The following is a 14,197-nucleotide window of genomic DNA, read 5'->3' on the forward strand; positions in this document are numbered from 1 at the left end:
GGAGTCCGGAGTCAGCGCCAGATGTCGGGCGTGATCCCCAGAAGCTCGCCGAAGGCGCGCTCGCCGGCGGCGGTCACCCGCAGCGCCCGTCCGCCGTCCTCCACCCGTGCCACCCACTCCAGACGCAACGCCAGGGCGCACAGTCGCGCACCGGCCACCCCGCCGAGGTGGCGGCGGCGCTCGGTCCAGTCCAGGCAGGAGCTCGCGATCGGCCGACGGCCCCGGTAGCCGAGGTCGACGCCTGCCCGAGCGCACCACTCCCGACCCGCTTCGGTCAGCTCGAACACGCCCTCCGTGCGCAGCAGCCCGCGTTCCGCCATGGCGTCGGTGACCGCCATGCCGAACCGGCCCGCGAAGTGGTCGTAGCAGGTCCGTGCACCGGCCAGCGGATCGGGCGGGTCGACGACCGGCGCCGCGTGCGCCGCGTCCCGGTCGGGGATCGCGTGCGCGGCGAGCAGGTCGACCAGGCGTGCCGTCGCGGTGTCGGCGATCCGTACGTAACTGTGGCGGCCCTGCCGCTCGGTCACACAGATCCCGGCATCCAGAAGTCGGGTCAGATGACCACTCGCGGTGGACGGTGCCACCCCGGTGATCCGGGCCAGTTCGCCCGCACTCCACGCGCGGCCCTCGAGCAGTGCCAGGCAGATGGCGGCCCGGGTCTCGTCGGCCATGGCACCGGCGAGGGCGGCGAGGCGTGCGGCAGGCGCGGAAGAGTCAGTCACGTCTTCATCATGCCTCAATGCTTCGGCACTCACCGAACTGTCAGGGTGCGGAGCGTGCGCGAGCCTGTCATTTCGCCTCGAGGCAGCGGGATGTCTGCTGTATGGGGGCGACGAGCCGGGAGAGGCCGATCAGGGCGACGTCGGTCTGTTCGGCGCCGTCGAAGATGACCTGGGTGGCCGGGGTACGACCGTAGGTGACGACGACTTTTCTGCTCCGGGTGGACTGGCCGAGGTCGATGACCCAGTCCACGCCATCGGCCGCGAAGCACGGGTCGCTGGTGGGTCCGGGAGGTGTGACTCCGCAGCGCAGCACTATGGCGCGGTCTCCCCAGACAGCGACGCCGGGAAGGTCGCTGTCGCGGCGGGAAAGGTCCCCGAGTGACGCGGGGGCGGCGTCGGTGATGCGGCGGCAGTGCGGGGCGTCGGCGTTCCTGGCGGGGCGTACGCCGGGGTCGGTTCCGGTGTCGGTGAGGGCGTAGGTGGCGACGGCGGCACCGGCGGCGAGGGCGCCCACCCCCATGGTCAGGGCCAGTCGGGTTCGGCGGGTGAACGGCATACTCGGTGGTCGGCTTTCCGGAGCGGGAGCGGCTGGGTCGGGCAGAACGTTAGGGCACCGGGGACCGAGGGGCCGACGCGGCCCAGGCGTCCGCCCTCCACGGACACGGCCTCCTGAAACCCTCCAACCGGCTTTGCATTGGCGGAAGTTGGCATTCCGTTCGCTCAAGCGGACCTGACACGACTGAACCGACCCCCGGGCTCCGGAGGCCTGGGCGGCGGAGGACAATGATCAGTCAATCGGGCCGCTGCCGGGGGGCGGCCCGTGACGAAGGGATGTGTGACCGGGCGATGACAGCGACTCGACGCCCGTACCTGGCCGTGGCCGCGGCCTGTGTGGTTCTCGCCGGTTGCTCGTCCCCGGATCCGGTCGGCGACACCAGCCCCGGGGATCGGCTCACCAGGACCATGAAGGAGGGCGAGCGTCCCACTGCTCCGGACCTTGCCGGGACCTCCCTGGAGGGCGACGAGGTCCGGCTGTCCGACTACCGGGGCAAGGTGGTGCTGGTCAACGCGTGGGCCTCCTGGTGTGGTCCCTGCCGGGCGGAGGCGCCCGAGCTGAAGCGAATCCAGGAGAAGTGGGGCAGCCGTGGGGTCCAGGTGCTGGGGCTCGACAACGACACCAGCCGGGCCCATGGGCGCGCGTTCCAAAGGGAGTTCCGTCTGGGCTACCCGTCCCTGCACGATCCCTCCGGAAAGCAGGTGTTGAGGCTGCCGCACGGCCTCGTGAACACGCAGTCGCTTCCGTTCACGATCATCGTCGATCCCGCGGGGAAGGTAGCGGCCACCCGGATGGGGATGGTGACGGAGTCGCGGATGGCGGAGATCATCACCCCGCTGCTGACCGCCGCCGGGAAGGGATCCGGCAAGCCGGGTCACTGAGGGCACCGGAAGCGGCCGACGGTCACCTCGGCGGTCGCGCGCCCCCGCCATGGCGGAATCCGCGAGATACGCGTCGACATCGCCATGGCACCGAGCCGTTATCGCGGCGACCCTGAAAAGAGCCGTACGCCCATCGACCCTCCCGATGAACAGGCGGAGTCCATGACCATGACCGACGCAGCCGGGATCCACGTTCCCGACACGGCACTCACCCGTGAGGCGACGCAAGCCGGAGACGACCTTCGGCAACGTCAAGGCGGATGTGCTCGAACGTTTCGTCCCCGGCTTCGAACGCGGCAACTTCGTGGACACGATCATGGGATCACCGTGGAAGGACTGAATCGAAGAAAGTGCCGTCGGATGTCGAGGACCCGCTTCCCGCTCCGACCGAAGGGTGACAGCGCACCGACGGGGCGCGCGCGACGGGGAGGACACCCGACATGAAGTACCTCGCGATGATCTACGGCAACCAGGCCAAGTGGGACTCCTTCCCGGCCGAGGCGTGGCCCGAGGCGATCGCCAAGCAGGAGGCGTTCAACAAGAAGTACCGGGAGAGCGGCGAGCTGCTGGGTGCCTACGGTCTCGCGGATGCCGCCGCCGCCCAGTTGGTGCGCCGCAAGGACGGCGTCCCGGCCGTCACCGACGGGCCGTACCTGGAGACCAAGGAGTACATCGCCAGCTTCTACCTGTTCGACTGCGAGAGCCTGGAGCGGGCGCAGCAGATCGCGGCCGACATGCCCTTCGCCGATGTGGAGCCGGTGGAGCTGTGGCCGGTGCTGCACGAGTCCGCGGCGGACATGTGAGCACCGTGAGCACCCTGCACCACCAGGTCGAGGACCTGCTACGCGAGCTGGCGCCGCAGGTCCTCGGCACTCTCGTCCGACGGTACGGCGTCTTCGACGCGTGTGAGGACGCCGTCCAGGAGGCGCTGCTGGCGGCCGCCCTGCAGTGGCCCGAGACCGGGGTGCCGGACAGCCCGCGGAGCTGGCTGGTGACCGTCGCCTCCCGCAAGCTGGTCGACCAGGTGCGCAGCGAGACGGCGCGCCGCCGCCGTGAGGACGTCCTGGCGCTGGCCACTCCGCAGTCCGCGCTGCTGGCCCATGCCGCCGACGTCTCGCCCGCCTCGGACCGGGACGACTCCTTGACTCTGCTGTTCCTGTGCTGTCATCCCTCGCTGTCCGCACCGAGCCAGATCGCGCTGACCCTGCGCGCGGTCGGCGGCCTGACCACCGCGCAGATCGCCGCGGCCTTCCTGGTACCCGAGGCGACGATGGCCCAGCGCATCAGCCGGGCCAAGCAGGCCATCAAGACGGTCGGCGGCACCTTGTCCCTGCCGAAGGACCCCGATGGTGCCGAGCGGCTGGCCGCGGTCCGGCACGTGCTCTACCTGATCTTCAACGAGGGCTACACCACCACCGGCGGCTCCGACTTGACCACGCCGGAACTGTCCACCGAGGCGATCAGGCTCACCAGGCTGCTGCACCGCCTCGTGCCCGAGGACGCCGAGACAGCGGGGCTGCTCGCCCTGATGCTGCTGACCGAAGCCCGCCACCCGGCACGTACCGGACCCCACGGCGAGCTGGTGCCCTTGGCGGAGCAGGACCGCGGCCGGTGGGACCACCAACTGATCGCCGAAGGCGTGGACCTGATCAGCCGCACCCTCTCCCACGGCCAGGCGGGCCCCTACCAACTGCAAGCGGCGATCGCCGCCGTGCACGACGAGGCCGACCACACCGACGCCACCGACTGGCCCCAGATCCTCGCCCTGTACGACCTCCTGGAACAGTTCGAGCCGAACCCGGTGGTCAGCCTCAACCGCGCCATCGCCCTCGCCATGGTCCACGGCCCGGCCGCCGGCCTCGACCTGCTGGCGAAGCTGGAGAGCGACAAGCGCCTGGCGCGTCACCACCGGCTGTTCGCCACCCGCGCCCACCTGCTGGAGTTGCTGGGCGAACGCGAGGCCGCCGCCAACTCCTATCGTGAGGCCGCCCGCCGCACCACCAGCACCCCCGAGCGCCGCCACCTCACCGAGCGCGCCCACCGCCTGGAGAACCCGGCGATGCGCTGACTGGACACAGATCCGAGCAGTGCTGAGCCCCACTGAAGAGGCGTGCAGGTAGTCTGTCGCGCAGTCGCACCTCCGCGTGCAGCATCTTGCTGGCCATTTCCCTGACCTCTTCCCGGACGATCTCAGGAAAGGACAGTTGGTCCTCGGCTGCGAAGGCATGGTCCCAAGTCCATTCGTCGGTCACCGATCGGTTTCCTCCGGGAGGACTCCAGCAGCAGCAGCGGCGTTGCGACGGATGGCGGCGATCTGCCGGACGATATCGCGGGCCTCCGCAATATCCGTGACGACGTCGGCCTTGTGTTCCAAAGTGCGCAGACTGGCCGCGAGGTCCGGGTCCCCTTCTATGGCGACCTCCACCGCCCACATCTCGGTGAAGATCCGGAGCGGGGTGGGGTCCGTCGCCTCGCGGGCCTGTCCCGTTGCTTTGGCACGGGCTTCGTCGAAGTCGGTGAGCCGATGCGGAGCGATCTCGGCGAGGACGGCCCGCAGGGCCTCGGGGGTGGCGGGAATCTTACGGACTGCGGACATCGGGTGCGGCGCTCCTCCTGGTGTCACGCTGACCTCCGACGGTACCTGGGGCTGACGGGGCCTGCACGCAGATCGTCGTTCACCACCCCATGTGGTCAGTCGTGACGGCCGCGCAGCAGGTCAGTCATCTCTTTGAGGGAGACCGAGCCTTCCGCGCCTTCGGACTCCGCCTCGCGAGCCAGCCAGTTGAGCCATTCCTCTTCGGCGTCCTCGGAGATCCGGCGGAGACGCTGGTACTCCTCGATGGGTCGAGTGGCGCCAGTGGTGTTGGCAGGTTTGGGCGTCACGCTGATTACAGAAGCGTTGGCGGCGTAGCGTTACAACTGGTGACGCACCGACGCCGGCCGCTTGTACGCGCGATGCGTCCACGAGTACGAAGCGCGCGGCGTGACAGCGTCCCCCTGCGGGGCGTTGGCCGGGGGAGGCGGTGGTGGAGATGGCAGAGCATATGGATGCGGCGGCGGAGGCCGGGGCGGTTCCGGCCCATGACGGGACGGCGATCGTGAGCCCCGGGGACTGGCTGGACAACGGCGACGGGGACGGACGGCGACCGGAGGAGGGCGCCGGGAAGGGCGTCGTCGCGGCCTTCGGGCAGACCATGAAGACCCTGCGGCTCCGGGCGGGTCTGGACCGGGCGGAGCTCGGTCGGCGGATCGGGTACTCGGCGTCGACGGTCGCCGCGTTCGAGCAGGGGCGGAGGATTCCCTCTCCGAGGACGATCGACGAGGCGGACGAGGTATTGGGGGCGGGCGGGTTGCTGTGCGTGTGGAAGGAGGAGGTGGAGAAGGCTCAGTATCCGGTGTTCTTTCAGGGGATGGCTGTACTGGAGAAGGAGGCCATTGAGCTGCTCATGTACGACACGCTCGTGGTCAACGGCCTGCTTCAGACCGAGGAATACATGAGGGCACTGCTCGGCAATCGGCGACCGCCTCTGAACCAGGAGACCATCGAGCAGCGGGTGACCGCGCGACTGGCTCGGCAGGAGATCTTCGACCGACCACTGGCACCACTACTGAGTTTCGTGCTGGACGAGTCCACGTTGCGACGCCGGCACGGCGGAATGGACGTGCTGCGAGGGCAGTTGGAACAGCTCCTCCTGATCGGGCAAAGGCGGAGCGTCGAGATCCAGGTCATGCCACTCGCCTGTGAAGAGAGCGCTGGCGCAGATGGGCCGTTCACGGTCATCACGCGTCAGGACGGCAAGAAGTTCGTGTATGCCGAAGCACAAGGCACCAGCAGTCTGGAAACCGATCCCGGACGAGCCGCCCTCGCTGCCGCGCGCTATGGAATCATCCGATCACAGGCTCTCTCTTCGCGAGAGTCACTGAAGTTCATCGAAGGGTTGCTGGGATCGCTATGAACAACGCTGAGTCCTCGACCGTCACGTCCGGCCTCACCTGGTTCAAGAGCAGCTACAGCGGCGCCGAGGGTGGCCAGTGCGTAGAGGTCGCGGCAGGTACAGCAGTTGCACACGTCCGCGACTCCAAGGCCGTCGCCGGGCCCGTCCTCACTGTGTCGCGTGAAGCGTGGGCGGTTTTCGTCCGTCTGGCCTCGTCGGACCGGGGCGCCTGACGTCCGCACGCCTCCCGAAAGCCCTGCCGATTCCCCTTGGACGGCAGGGCTCGAGTACTGGTGTCCTCTCTCTTCTGCTCTTTCTGGGGGCACAAGCCGATCAGGCTCAACCGTGGCCTAGTGAGGCTCTGTTGGAGTGCCGTTCGGGAAACCCTCAGTCCAAACGGGCAGACGCCTCTACACACGAAACGGCTCTGCCCAGGGAAACCCAGGTCAGAGCCTTAAGGCAGACGAGTCGGGCTGTACGCCGGGTTCTGTCCCGAAGGGTCCTCGCGGACCCATCGGTGACGGCCATCCATCTAGGACCGACGTTGCCGCCGGCCTCGTGCGGTCTACCCGCGAACTCGGGCGGGCAGCCCTCGAACGTCCGCGCAGGAGCACCAAGGTGCTCCCTTTTGACCTTGCTCCGGGTGGGGTTTACCTAGCTGCCCAGGTCACCCTGGGCACTGGTGGTCTCTTACACCACCGTTTCACCCTTACCGGGGTCCGTACGAATACGGTCCCCGGCGGTTTGCTTTCTGTGGCACTGTCCCGCGGGTCACCCCGGGTGGCCGTTAGCCACCACCCTGCCCTGTGGAGCCCGGACGTTCCTCGGGGAGGTCCACCAGGACCCCCACGCGGCCGCCCGCCCGGCTCGTCTGCCGTGCCGACCATGCTACCGGGCGCGGGCGGCGGTTTCGTCCGGTGGCCGGGCCCGCCGTCGCGAGCACCGAGCCGGCGAGGATCAGGGTGAACGCGACCAGGATCCCCGCGGTGAGGCGTTCGTCCAGGAGGAGTGCGCCCGCCGCCACCGCGACCGCCGGGTTGACGTAGGTGATGACGGTGGCCCGGGTCGGGCCCGCCTCCTTGATCAGCTCCAGGAAGGCCACGAAGGCGACGGCCGTGCAGATCACCCCCAGTCCGGCGAGGGCGGCCAGAACCTCGGCGGACGGCAGGGCGGACGGCCAGGTGGCCGCGGCGGCCGGGGCGTAGACCAGTGCTGCCAGGGCCAGGCAGGGGGCCGTGAGCTGGAGCGAGGGGACGTCTTTGAGGTGGCGGGCAGCGATCAGCGGTGCGGTCGCGTAGCCGAGGACCGTCAGGAGCACCTCGGCCAGCGAGCGTGCGTCGCCGCCGGTGAGGTGGGGAACGGTGAGCACGGCGACGCCGCCCAGCCCCAGGGCGAGGCCGGCCACGCGTCGCACGCCGAGACGTTCCGTGTCGCCGAGCAACCGGGCGAGGACCACCCCGACGATCGGCACGCCCGCGATGAGCAGCCCCGCCGTGGAACTGGACAGATGCCGTTCGGCGTCGGTGAGCGTGAGCCAGGGGCCCATGATCTCCAGGCACGCGAAGGCCAGCATGGGGCGCCAGTGCGTCCGTACGGTCCGGGCCAGTCCCCCTTGGCGCAGGGCGAACGGGAGCAGGAGCACGGCGCCCAGCGCGCAGCGCGTGAACACCACGGTGGTGGGGGACACGGCGTCCACCGCCACCTTGATCATCAGGTAGGGGAAGCCCCAGACCACTCCCATCAGGGAGAAGAGAATCCAGCCACGTGCAGTCATGCGGCGAGTCTCTGCTACGTCAGAGCAGCGCGTCTTGAACGCCGTTGCGGTACACCGCCGGGGTCACCCCGAGCACGCGCCGGAACCAGCGTGTCAGATGTGCCTGGTCGGCGAAGCCCACGAGCGGGGCGACCTCGGCGGGGCGCCGTCCGCTCTCCAGCAGGCCCCGGGCGCGGGTGACGCGGTACTGGGCGAGCCAGGCGTAGGGCGGTATCCCCATCGTCGTACGGAAGGCGCGCAGCAACTGGTAGCGGGACAGGCCCAGGTCGGCGGCGAGGTCGGCGAGGGAGGGCGGGGCGAGGAGTTCGTCGGCGAGGCGGTCGCGTACGGCGAGTGCGATGGACGCGGCGCCGGGGGTCGCGTCGGCGACCGGGCGGGCGGTGGAGTGGCGGCGGGCGAGCGCAGTGAGCAGCCACGGGAGGCGGGACTCGGCCTCCAGGGGATCCGGGCAGGCGCTCAGGTCGGCGTGGGCGGCGCGCAGGGCGGCGGCCAGTTCGGGGTCGTCGAGGACGGGTTCACGGAAGTGCGGGAGTCCGCCGAGGACGCCGTCGGTGAGCAGGGAGGGTTCCGCGTACAGGGCCCGGTAGGCGTAGCCGTCGGTGGTGGCGGGTGCGCCGGTGTGTATCTCGCCGGGGGCGAGGGCGGTGATGGTGCCTGGGCTGGTGCGGATGCGCCCGCCGCGGTAGTCGATGACCTCCGAGCCGCTGACGCACAGGCCTATGGTGAACTCCGCGTGCGCGTGCGGGGCGTAGCGGTGCCGGTCGAAGCTGGCGGTGAGCAGGTCGAGCGGCGGTCCGCCCCGGCCGAGGCGCGCCCTGGTCCACAACGCCTGCTCACGTGCGCGCACTACGGCCCCTTCCATGCGCCTTGCCCCCTTGTGGGGCTGCGACTTCTAGGGGTGCAACGCGCTCAGTCCCCGATTCCATGCCTCCGCCAGGTCCGCGTCGCCGGGAAACCGGCCGTGGATCTCCAGGACCACCATGCCGTGGGCGAAGGCCCAGATGGCGCGGGCCAGGTCCTGGTCTCCGTCGCAGGCGCGCAGCAGGGGCAGCGCGGCCCGGTCCTCCAGGCCCGGGGGCAGCGACGCGCGGGGCAGGGGGCGTTCTGTGGCCAGGCAGTACAAGTGCGGGTGGGCGAGTGCGTACGTCCGGTACGCCTCCGCCAGCGCGGGCAGCGCGCCGGAGGTGCGGGCCTCGGCCGCTTCCAGGGTCTCGGCCCACTCCTCGAGCATCTGGGCGATCAGCTCGACCTCGACGGCCTGCTTGTCCGGGAAGTGCTTGTAGAGGGACGGGGCCTTGATACCGAGGTGGTCGGCGAGGGTCCGCATGGTGAGCGCGGTGGGCCCGGACTCCTCCAGGAGCGTCCGGGCCGCCGCGACGATCTCCCGGGCGCGGGGCGAGAGGTGCGCCCCGGCCGTCGGGAGGGGAGTCACGGCCGCGGCGATGGGAGCCCCGGGCTTCGATGTCGAACGGTCAGCCACGCTGGAAGCCCTCCTTGGTCCGCAGTCCGTAGCCGAAGGCGCGATCGTACGAGATGTGGGCGAGCCAGCCGCACAGGGCCGCGAAGGCCGGGGCCCCGGTGAAGGGCACGACCACGCAGAGGACCAGCAGCGCCAGCGGGACCGAGGCCCGGTGCATCGCGTTGTAGTACGGCACCGCTCGGGGCGGGAGCTGTCCCTTGGCCATGTGGGGCGCCTCGTCCAGGGCGACCAGGAAGGTCAGGTCGGGCAGGACGGCGAAGACGAGAGCGAGCGTGCCCGCGAGCCAGCCGTGGTTTATGGCTTCGACCACCGCGAAGGCGGACCAGAACAGGGCGTTCGCCAGCCAGGCGGTGCGGCGGGCGACGGTGAGGGCGGGGCGGGCGGGGCGGCTGGATGTGGTGGTGGCCGCGGACATGGCTGCCTCCTGCGCTGTCGAGTTGCGGCTAACGTTGTTAGCCGTCGACTACGACCATAGGGCTAACGACGTTAGCCGTCAAGGCCGGACTACCCTCGGGCCGTGCTTGACCTTGACGCGACGTCAGCGTTTGTACTGATGCCATGCGGATCGGAGAACTCGCCGCGACCGTCGGCGTCACCACGCGGACCGTGCGGCACTACCACCACCTCGGGCTGCTGCCGGAACCCGAGCGGCGCGCCAACGGCTATCGCGACTACGGACTGAGGCACGCCGTCGTCCTCGCCCGGATCCGACGGCTGACCGAACTGGGCCTCGGCCTTGCGGAGGTACGGGACGTACTCGCGGACGACGCCGGGCGCGAACTCGTCGAGGTACTCGCGGAACTGGACGACGACCTCGCCCGGCAGGAGGCGGCGATCCGCGAGCGCCGCGCCCGGCTGCGCGCGCTCCTGGAGGGCAACCTGCCCGCCGAAGGCCCCGTATCCCCCGAACTGGCAGCGATGTTCGCAGGGTTGGAGGGCGTCACGGCCTCCCCCATGGCCGCCAAGGACCGCGAGGTGCTGGCGCTGATCGAGACCGCTGTGCCTGAGGAGGAACGGGAACGGCTGATGGCCTCGCTGGGCGAGGCGTTCGGGGATGCGGACGCGATGGAGCGGGCGCGGGAGGCGTACGCGCTCCTCGACGCGCTCGTGGACGCCGAGCCGGACGACCCGCGGATCGAGGAGGCGGCCCGAGCGGTCGCCGTCTGCCTGCCGGACGGGCTGGTGCCGCAGGAGCAGGTGGACCACGGTCACGGCTTCCTGCACGCGCTCTACGCGGACCTGGCACCGGCCCAGGCCGAGGTGATCCGCCGCGCCCTTCGGTACGCCGAGGAGAGCCGCGCATGACGGACGGTAAGGGAAGGGCGGCTGTGCGCACGGTCCGAGCGCTGCTGCGCCACGAGTTCCGGGCGCTGGCGAGCATCGCGCTCTGGGCGGCCCGCCGCACCCACGGCCTACGCGGGGGCCGCCCGTTCGGGTACGCGCGCGGGCAGGGCGCCCTGTTGTTCGGGCTCGGCTTCGTGTGCGTGGTGGAGACGGCGGGCTTGGCGGTGCTGCTGCGCGGCCGGCCGGTCGTCCACGGGATGGTGCTCGTCGTGGACGTGTACGCCGTGCTGATGGTCGTCGGACTGCACGCGGCCTCGGTGACCCGGCCACACGTCCTGACGCCCACGGTGCTGCGCCTGCGCCAGGCCGCCCAGGTCGACCTGAGCGTTCCGCTGGAGCGGATCGCGAGCGTGCGACGCGAACTGCGCACCACGCACGGGCGGGCCGACGGCGAACTGGACATGCCGGTCGGCGCGCAGACCTCCGTCACGCTCGAACTCACCGAGCCGGTCACCCATGTCACCCTGCTCGGGCGCCGGCGGCCGGTCGGTGTCGTCCGCTTCCAGGCCGACGACGCCGACGGTTTCGTACGGGCCCTCGCACAGGCGCGAACGGCGTCCGCGCCGCTCGCGGACCAGCCCGGGTGAGACGCACCCACGGTCGCTCCCCCACGACCGCGGGGCAGTGGGGTGGCATCCGGGCGCGGGGCACGCCGTACGCTGGCGCTGAGTTCTACAGAAGGAGTACGTGGTGCTTGTCCTGCTGCCGCCTTCCGAGGGCAAGGCGTCCTCCGGCCGCGGTGCCCCGGTGAGGCTGGAGTCGCTGTCGTTGCCGGAGCTGAACGCCGCCCGCGAGGCCGTGCTCGCCGAGCTGGTCGAGCTGTGCGCGGGCGACACGGACAAGGCGCGCGAGGTGCTGGGGCTCAGCGAGGGGCTGCGCGGGGAAGTCGCGAAGAACGCCGGGCTGCGGACCGCGGGGGCGCGCCCGGCCGGGGAGATCTACACCGGTGTCCTGTACGACGCCCTGGACCTCCCCTCGCTGGACACGGCGGCCAAGCGGCGCGCGGCCAGGTCCCTGCTCGTGTTCTCCGGGCTGTGGGGCGCGGTCCGGGTGTCCGACCGGATCCCGTCGTACCGGTGCGCGATGGGTGTGAAGCTGCCCGGACTCGGGGCGCTGGGCGCGTTCTGGCGTACGCCGATGGCCTCCGCCCTGCCCGAGGCGGCCGGCGACGGCATGGTGCTGGACCTCAGGTCCTCCGCGTACGCGGCAGCCTGGAAGCCGAAGGGGGAGCTCGCGGGGCGGACGGCGACCGTGCGGGTACTGCACGCGCAGGTCGTGGACGGCGTCGAGAAGCGGTCGGTGGTCAGCCACTTCAACAAGGCGACCAAGGGGCGGATCGTCCGCAGCCTGCTGACCGAAGGGGCGGCGCCGAAGGACCCGGCCCAACTGGTGGAAGCGCTGCGGGACCTGGGGTACGTGGTGGAGGCTGAGGCGCCCGCCAAGGCGGGGAAGGCGTGGGCGCTCGACGTGGTGGTGTCCGAGATCCACTGACACCTGAGGGCCACCGCACCACTGACGTTGCGGTATGTGCAACGACCTTTGCGTATGCCGGTTTCGGTGGGCAGGATGAGGCCATGGCCTCACCGCTGCCCTCGTCGGCGTCCGCCGTCTCGGTGCTCGATCTCGCGCCCGTCGTCCCCGTGGTCGTCGTACAGGACGCCGCAGACGCCGTACCGCTGGCGCGGGCACTGGTCGCGGGCGGGCTGCCCGCGATCGAGGTGACACTGCGCACCCCGGCCGGGCTCGACGCGATCCGGGCGATCGCCGAGCAGGTCGCGGGCGCGGTGGCCGGGGCCGGTACGGTCATCACGCCCCGGCAGGTGACCGAGTGTGTGGCGGCCGGGGCGCGTTTCCTGGTCAGCCCCGGATGGACCGACGTGCTGCTGGCGGCGCTGCAGGCGTCCGGAGTGCCGTTCCTGCCGGGGGTGTCCACGGCGTCGGAGGTCGTGGCGCTCCTCGAACGGGGCGTACGGGAGATGAAGTTCTTCCCGGCACAGGCGGCGGGCGGCACGGTGTATCTGAAGTCGCTCGCCGGACCCCTCCCACAGGCCCGCTTCTGTCCCACCGGCGGGATCGGCCCGGCGAACGCCCCGGAGTATCTCGCGCTCCCCAACGTCGGCTGTGTGGGCGGAACATGGATGGTGCCGCAGGACGCGATCACGACGAAGGACTGGGCTCGGGTCGAGGGGCTGGCTCGGCAGGCGGCGGCGCTCGGGCGGTAGCGTCGCCGCGGTGATCCTCAGCGCAGGTGAGAGGTGTCGTTGAGGAGGCGGAGACTGGCGTTGCCGTCCGCGTAGTACGCCACCGCGGTCAGCGAGGCGGCGGACAACTCCATGCGGAACAGGGCCTCGGGGGGTGCGCCGAGAGCGAGGCGCACAAGGGTCTTGATGGGGGTGACGTGCGAGACGAGCAGGACCGTGCGGCCCGCTCGGGAGGCGAGGATCTGGTCGCGGGTGGCGGCGACCCGGCGGGCGACGGCCGCGAAACTCTCGCCGCCGCCGGTGGGTTCGGCCTCCGGATCGACCAGCCAGGCTTCCATGTCGTCCCGGTAGCGCTCGCGGACCTCGGCGAACGTCAGGCCCTCCCAGGCGCCGAAATCGGTCTCGCGCAGCCCGTCCTCCACACCCACGTCGAGCCCGAGATGGGCGGCGACGATCCCGGCGGTCTCGCGGCAGCGGGCGAGCGGCGAGGAGACGACGGCCTGAACGGTCCCCCGCGCGGCCAGCACCCCGGCGGCGAGTTCGGCCTGGCGCCGGCCGGTCTCGGAGAGGGCCGGGTCGCTGCCGCCGCTGCCGGAGAACCGTTTGAGCGGGGTGAGGGGGGTCTCACCGTGACGCAGCAGCACGAACGTGGTCGGGGTGCCGAGGTCGGGCGGGGCGGAGGCGACGTGGCGGGCGGCCCTGATGTCGGCGGCGGCCTTCTCCCCCGCCCCGTCGCGGGCCGGGGAGGCAGTGACGGCGGCGGCCAGAGCCGCCCGCGCCCGTGCCGCGCCGGCGGCCGCGTCGCCCGGCGGGCCCGCCGGTTCGGGTGCCCCGGCGGCACGGGTGTCCAGTTCGGCGGTCGAGCGGGAGGGCTCCCAGCGTTCCCCCCGACTGCCCGCGTCCATCGCCTCGTTGGCCAGACGGTCCGCGTGCTTGTTCTGCTCGCGCGGGATCCACTCGTAGGTCACCTGCTCGGCGGGGAAGACGGCGGCGGCCTGCATCGCCAACGGCTTCATGGCCGGGTGCTTGATCTTCCAGCGGCCGGACATCTGCTCCACGACCAGCTTGGAGTCCATCCGCACGCGCACCCGCGCGGCCGGGTCCAGGTCGTGCGCCGCGCGCAGCCCGGCAAGCAGTCCCCGGTACTCGGCGACGTTGTTCGTGGCGGTCCCGATGAACTCGGCCCGCTCCGCCAGCGTCTGGCCCGTCGCCGCGTCGCACACCACGGAACCGTAGCCCGCGGGTCCCGGGTTGCCCCGGGACCCGCCGTCGGCCTCGACGATGAACTCCCGCACGCCGTACGC

Annotated in this window: 17 protein-coding genes, 1 other RNA gene and 2 pseudogenes; 10 read left to right on the forward strand and 10 right to left on the reverse strand. The window is 71.2% G+C overall.

The features are described from left to right. Positions 1-11: 11 nt before the first annotated feature. A complete protein-coding gene (locus ACWDEX_RS04130; RefSeq protein ID WP_450461613.1) occupies positions 12-722 on the reverse strand; it encodes an ArsR/SmtB family transcription factor in 711 nt (236 codons plus the stop codon). A 67-nt stretch (positions 723-789) separates the two neighbouring features. Beyond that, positions 790-1,278 (reverse strand): DUF3515 family protein, encoded by a 489-nt coding sequence (locus ACWDEX_RS04135; RefSeq protein WP_450461615.1) that lies wholly within the window; start codon positions 1,276-1,278, stop codon positions 790-792. A gap of 290 nt (positions 1,279-1,568) precedes the next feature. Between ACWDEX_RS04135 and ACWDEX_RS04140 the strand changes: the two genes are divergently transcribed. From ACWDEX_RS04140 to ACWDEX_RS04155, 4 genes and pseudogenes are all read left to right on the forward strand, one after another. Further along, complete coding sequence (locus ACWDEX_RS04140; protein ID WP_450461616.1) at positions 1,569-2,159, forward strand: TlpA family protein disulfide reductase; 591 nt, start codon at positions 1,569-1,571, stop codon at positions 2,157-2,159. A gap of 220 nt (positions 2,160-2,379) precedes the next feature. Next, positions 2,380-2,499, forward strand: a pseudogene (locus tag ACWDEX_RS04145) (diguanylate cyclase); the annotation flags it as partial. Between the two features lie 100 nt (positions 2,500-2,599). Beyond that, positions 2,600-2,962, forward strand: a complete 363-nt coding sequence (locus ACWDEX_RS04150) for a YciI family protein (RefSeq protein WP_450461617.1) — start codon at positions 2,600-2,602, stop codon at positions 2,960-2,962. Between the two features lie 5 nt (positions 2,963-2,967). After that, a complete protein-coding gene (locus ACWDEX_RS04155; protein ID WP_450461618.1) occupies positions 2,968-4,227 on the forward strand; it encodes an RNA polymerase sigma factor in 1,260 nt (419 codons plus the stop codon). A 180-nt stretch (positions 4,228-4,407) separates the two neighbouring features. On the opposite strand, the gene ACWDEX_RS04160 is transcribed toward ACWDEX_RS04155, so the two are convergent. Then, on the reverse strand, positions 4,408-4,755 hold the full coding sequence (locus tag ACWDEX_RS04160) for a hypothetical protein (RefSeq protein WP_450461619.1): 348 nt from the start codon (positions 4,753-4,755) through the stop codon (positions 4,408-4,410). Between the two features lie 95 nt (positions 4,756-4,850). After that, positions 4,851-5,042 carry a hypothetical protein gene (locus tag ACWDEX_RS04165; RefSeq protein WP_450461620.1) on the reverse strand — a complete coding sequence of 64 codons (192 nt, stop codon included), beginning with the start codon at positions 5,040-5,042 and terminating at the stop codon, positions 4,851-4,853. Positions 5,043-5,191: 149 nt separating this feature from the next. On the opposite strand from ACWDEX_RS04165, the gene ACWDEX_RS04170 reads away from it, so the two are divergent. Both ACWDEX_RS04170 and ACWDEX_RS04175 read left to right on the forward strand, forming a co-directional pair. Beyond that, the gene (locus ACWDEX_RS04170) at positions 5,192-6,115 is read left to right on the forward strand and encodes a helix-turn-helix domain-containing protein (protein ID WP_450461651.1); all 924 of its coding nucleotides are present in this window, start codon (positions 5,192-5,194) and stop codon (positions 6,113-6,115) included. Beyond that, positions 6,112-6,327, forward strand: coding sequence for a DUF397 domain-containing protein (locus tag ACWDEX_RS04175; RefSeq protein ID WP_450461621.1), 216 nt, complete (start codon positions 6,112-6,114; stop codon positions 6,325-6,327). Before ACWDEX_RS04170 ends, ACWDEX_RS04175 begins: the two co-directional genes overlap by 4 nt. Before the next feature lie 227 nt (positions 6,328-6,554). On the opposite strand, the gene rnpB is transcribed toward ACWDEX_RS04175, so the two are convergent. The 5 genes and pseudogenes from rnpB to ACWDEX_RS04200 all read right to left on the reverse strand — a co-directional run bounded on the left by rnpB (position 6,555) and on the right by ACWDEX_RS04200 (position 9,763). After that, positions 6,555-6,964, reverse strand: an RNA gene (rnpB, locus tag ACWDEX_RS04180) — RNase P RNA component class A. Between the two features lie 76 nt (positions 6,965-7,040). Further along, a pseudogene (locus tag ACWDEX_RS04185) lies at positions 7,041-7,868 on the reverse strand (DMT family transporter); the annotation flags it as partial. A gap of 19 nt (positions 7,869-7,887) precedes the next feature. Continuing rightward, positions 7,888-8,730, reverse strand: a complete 843-nt coding sequence (locus ACWDEX_RS04190) for a helix-turn-helix domain-containing protein (RefSeq protein WP_450461622.1) — start codon at positions 8,728-8,730, stop codon at positions 7,888-7,890. 30 nt (positions 8,731-8,760) lie between these two features. Further along, positions 8,761-9,300 (reverse strand): TetR/AcrR family transcriptional regulator, encoded by a 540-nt coding sequence (locus ACWDEX_RS04195; RefSeq protein ID WP_450461652.1) that lies wholly within the window; start codon positions 9,298-9,300, stop codon positions 8,761-8,763. A gap of 40 nt (positions 9,301-9,340) precedes the next feature. Further along, positions 9,341-9,763, reverse strand: coding sequence for a DUF4260 family protein (locus ACWDEX_RS04200; protein WP_450461623.1), 423 nt, complete (start codon positions 9,761-9,763; stop codon positions 9,341-9,343). A gap of 143 nt (positions 9,764-9,906) precedes the next feature. Between ACWDEX_RS04200 and ACWDEX_RS04205 the strand changes: the two genes are divergently transcribed. The 4 genes from ACWDEX_RS04205 (at position 9,907) to eda (ending at position 12,914) form a co-directional block, all read left to right on the forward strand. After that, positions 9,907-10,653 carry a MerR family transcriptional regulator gene (locus ACWDEX_RS04205; RefSeq protein WP_450461624.1) on the forward strand — a complete coding sequence of 249 codons (747 nt, stop codon included), beginning with the start codon at positions 9,907-9,909 and terminating at the stop codon, positions 10,651-10,653. Next, entirely contained in the window at positions 10,650-11,279 is a 630-nt protein-coding gene (locus tag ACWDEX_RS04210) for a hypothetical protein (protein ID WP_450461625.1), read from the forward strand. The genes ACWDEX_RS04205 and ACWDEX_RS04210 overlap by 4 nt, the downstream gene beginning before the upstream one ends. Positions 11,280-11,382: 103 nt before the next feature. Next, positions 11,383-12,183 (forward strand): peroxide stress protein YaaA, encoded by an 801-nt coding sequence (gene yaaA, locus ACWDEX_RS04215; RefSeq protein WP_450461626.1) that lies wholly within the window; start codon positions 11,383-11,385, stop codon positions 12,181-12,183. Between the two features lie 83 nt (positions 12,184-12,266). Continuing rightward, positions 12,267-12,914: a bifunctional 4-hydroxy-2-oxoglutarate aldolase/2-dehydro-3-deoxy-phosphogluconate aldolase gene (eda, locus tag ACWDEX_RS04220; RefSeq protein ID WP_450461627.1), complete on the forward strand. Its 648-nt coding sequence runs from the start codon at positions 12,267-12,269 to the stop codon at positions 12,912-12,914. Between the two features lie 17 nt (positions 12,915-12,931). Here eda and ACWDEX_RS04225 read toward each other — a convergent pair whose 3' ends face one another. Beyond that, the gene (locus ACWDEX_RS04225) at positions 12,932-14,188 is read right to left on the reverse strand and encodes a bifunctional RNase H/acid phosphatase (RefSeq protein ID WP_450461628.1); all 1,257 of its coding nucleotides are present in this window, start codon (positions 14,186-14,188) and stop codon (positions 12,932-12,934) included. Positions 14,189-14,197 lie beyond the last annotated feature (9 nt).

It is taken from the genome of Streptomyces sp. NPDC001020, from assembly GCF_053599115.1.

Excerpts from the sequence above, each read along its gene's own strand:
- ACWDEX_RS04210 (WP_450461625.1), top strand. The coding sequence starts at position 10,650 with ATGACGGACGGTAAGGGAAGGGCGGCTGTGCGCACGGTCCGAGCGCTG.
- ACWDEX_RS04205 (WP_450461624.1), top strand. The coding sequence starts at position 9,907 with ATGCGGATCGGAGAACTCGCCGCGACCGTCGGCGTCACCACGCGGACC.
- ACWDEX_RS04190 (WP_450461622.1), bottom strand. The coding sequence starts at position 8,730 with ATGGAAGGGGCCGTAGTGCGCGCACGTGAGCAGGCGTTGTGGACCAGG.
- ACWDEX_RS04170 (WP_450461651.1), top strand. The coding sequence starts at position 5,192 with ATGGCAGAGCATATGGATGCGGCGGCGGAGGCCGGGGCGGTTCCGGCC.
- eda (WP_450461627.1), top strand. The coding sequence starts at position 12,267 with ATGGCCTCACCGCTGCCCTCGTCGGCGTCCGCCGTCTCGGTGCTCGAT.
- ACWDEX_RS04160 (WP_450461619.1), bottom strand. The coding sequence starts at position 4,755 with ATGTCCGCAGTCCGTAAGATTCCCGCCACCCCCGAGGCCCTGCGGGCC.
- ACWDEX_RS04200 (WP_450461623.1), bottom strand. The coding sequence starts at position 9,763 with ATGTCCGCGGCCACCACCACATCCAGCCGCCCCGCCCGCCCCGCCCTC.
- ACWDEX_RS04175 (WP_450461621.1), top strand. The coding sequence starts at position 6,112 with ATGAACAACGCTGAGTCCTCGACCGTCACGTCCGGCCTCACCTGGTTC.
- ACWDEX_RS04140 (WP_450461616.1), top strand. The coding sequence starts at position 1,569 with ATGACAGCGACTCGACGCCCGTACCTGGCCGTGGCCGCGGCCTGTGTG.
- ACWDEX_RS04150 (WP_450461617.1), top strand. The coding sequence starts at position 2,600 with ATGAAGTACCTCGCGATGATCTACGGCAACCAGGCCAAGTGGGACTCC.
- ACWDEX_RS04135 (WP_450461615.1), bottom strand. The coding sequence starts at position 1,278 with ATGCCGTTCACCCGCCGAACCCGACTGGCCCTGACCATGGGGGTGGGC.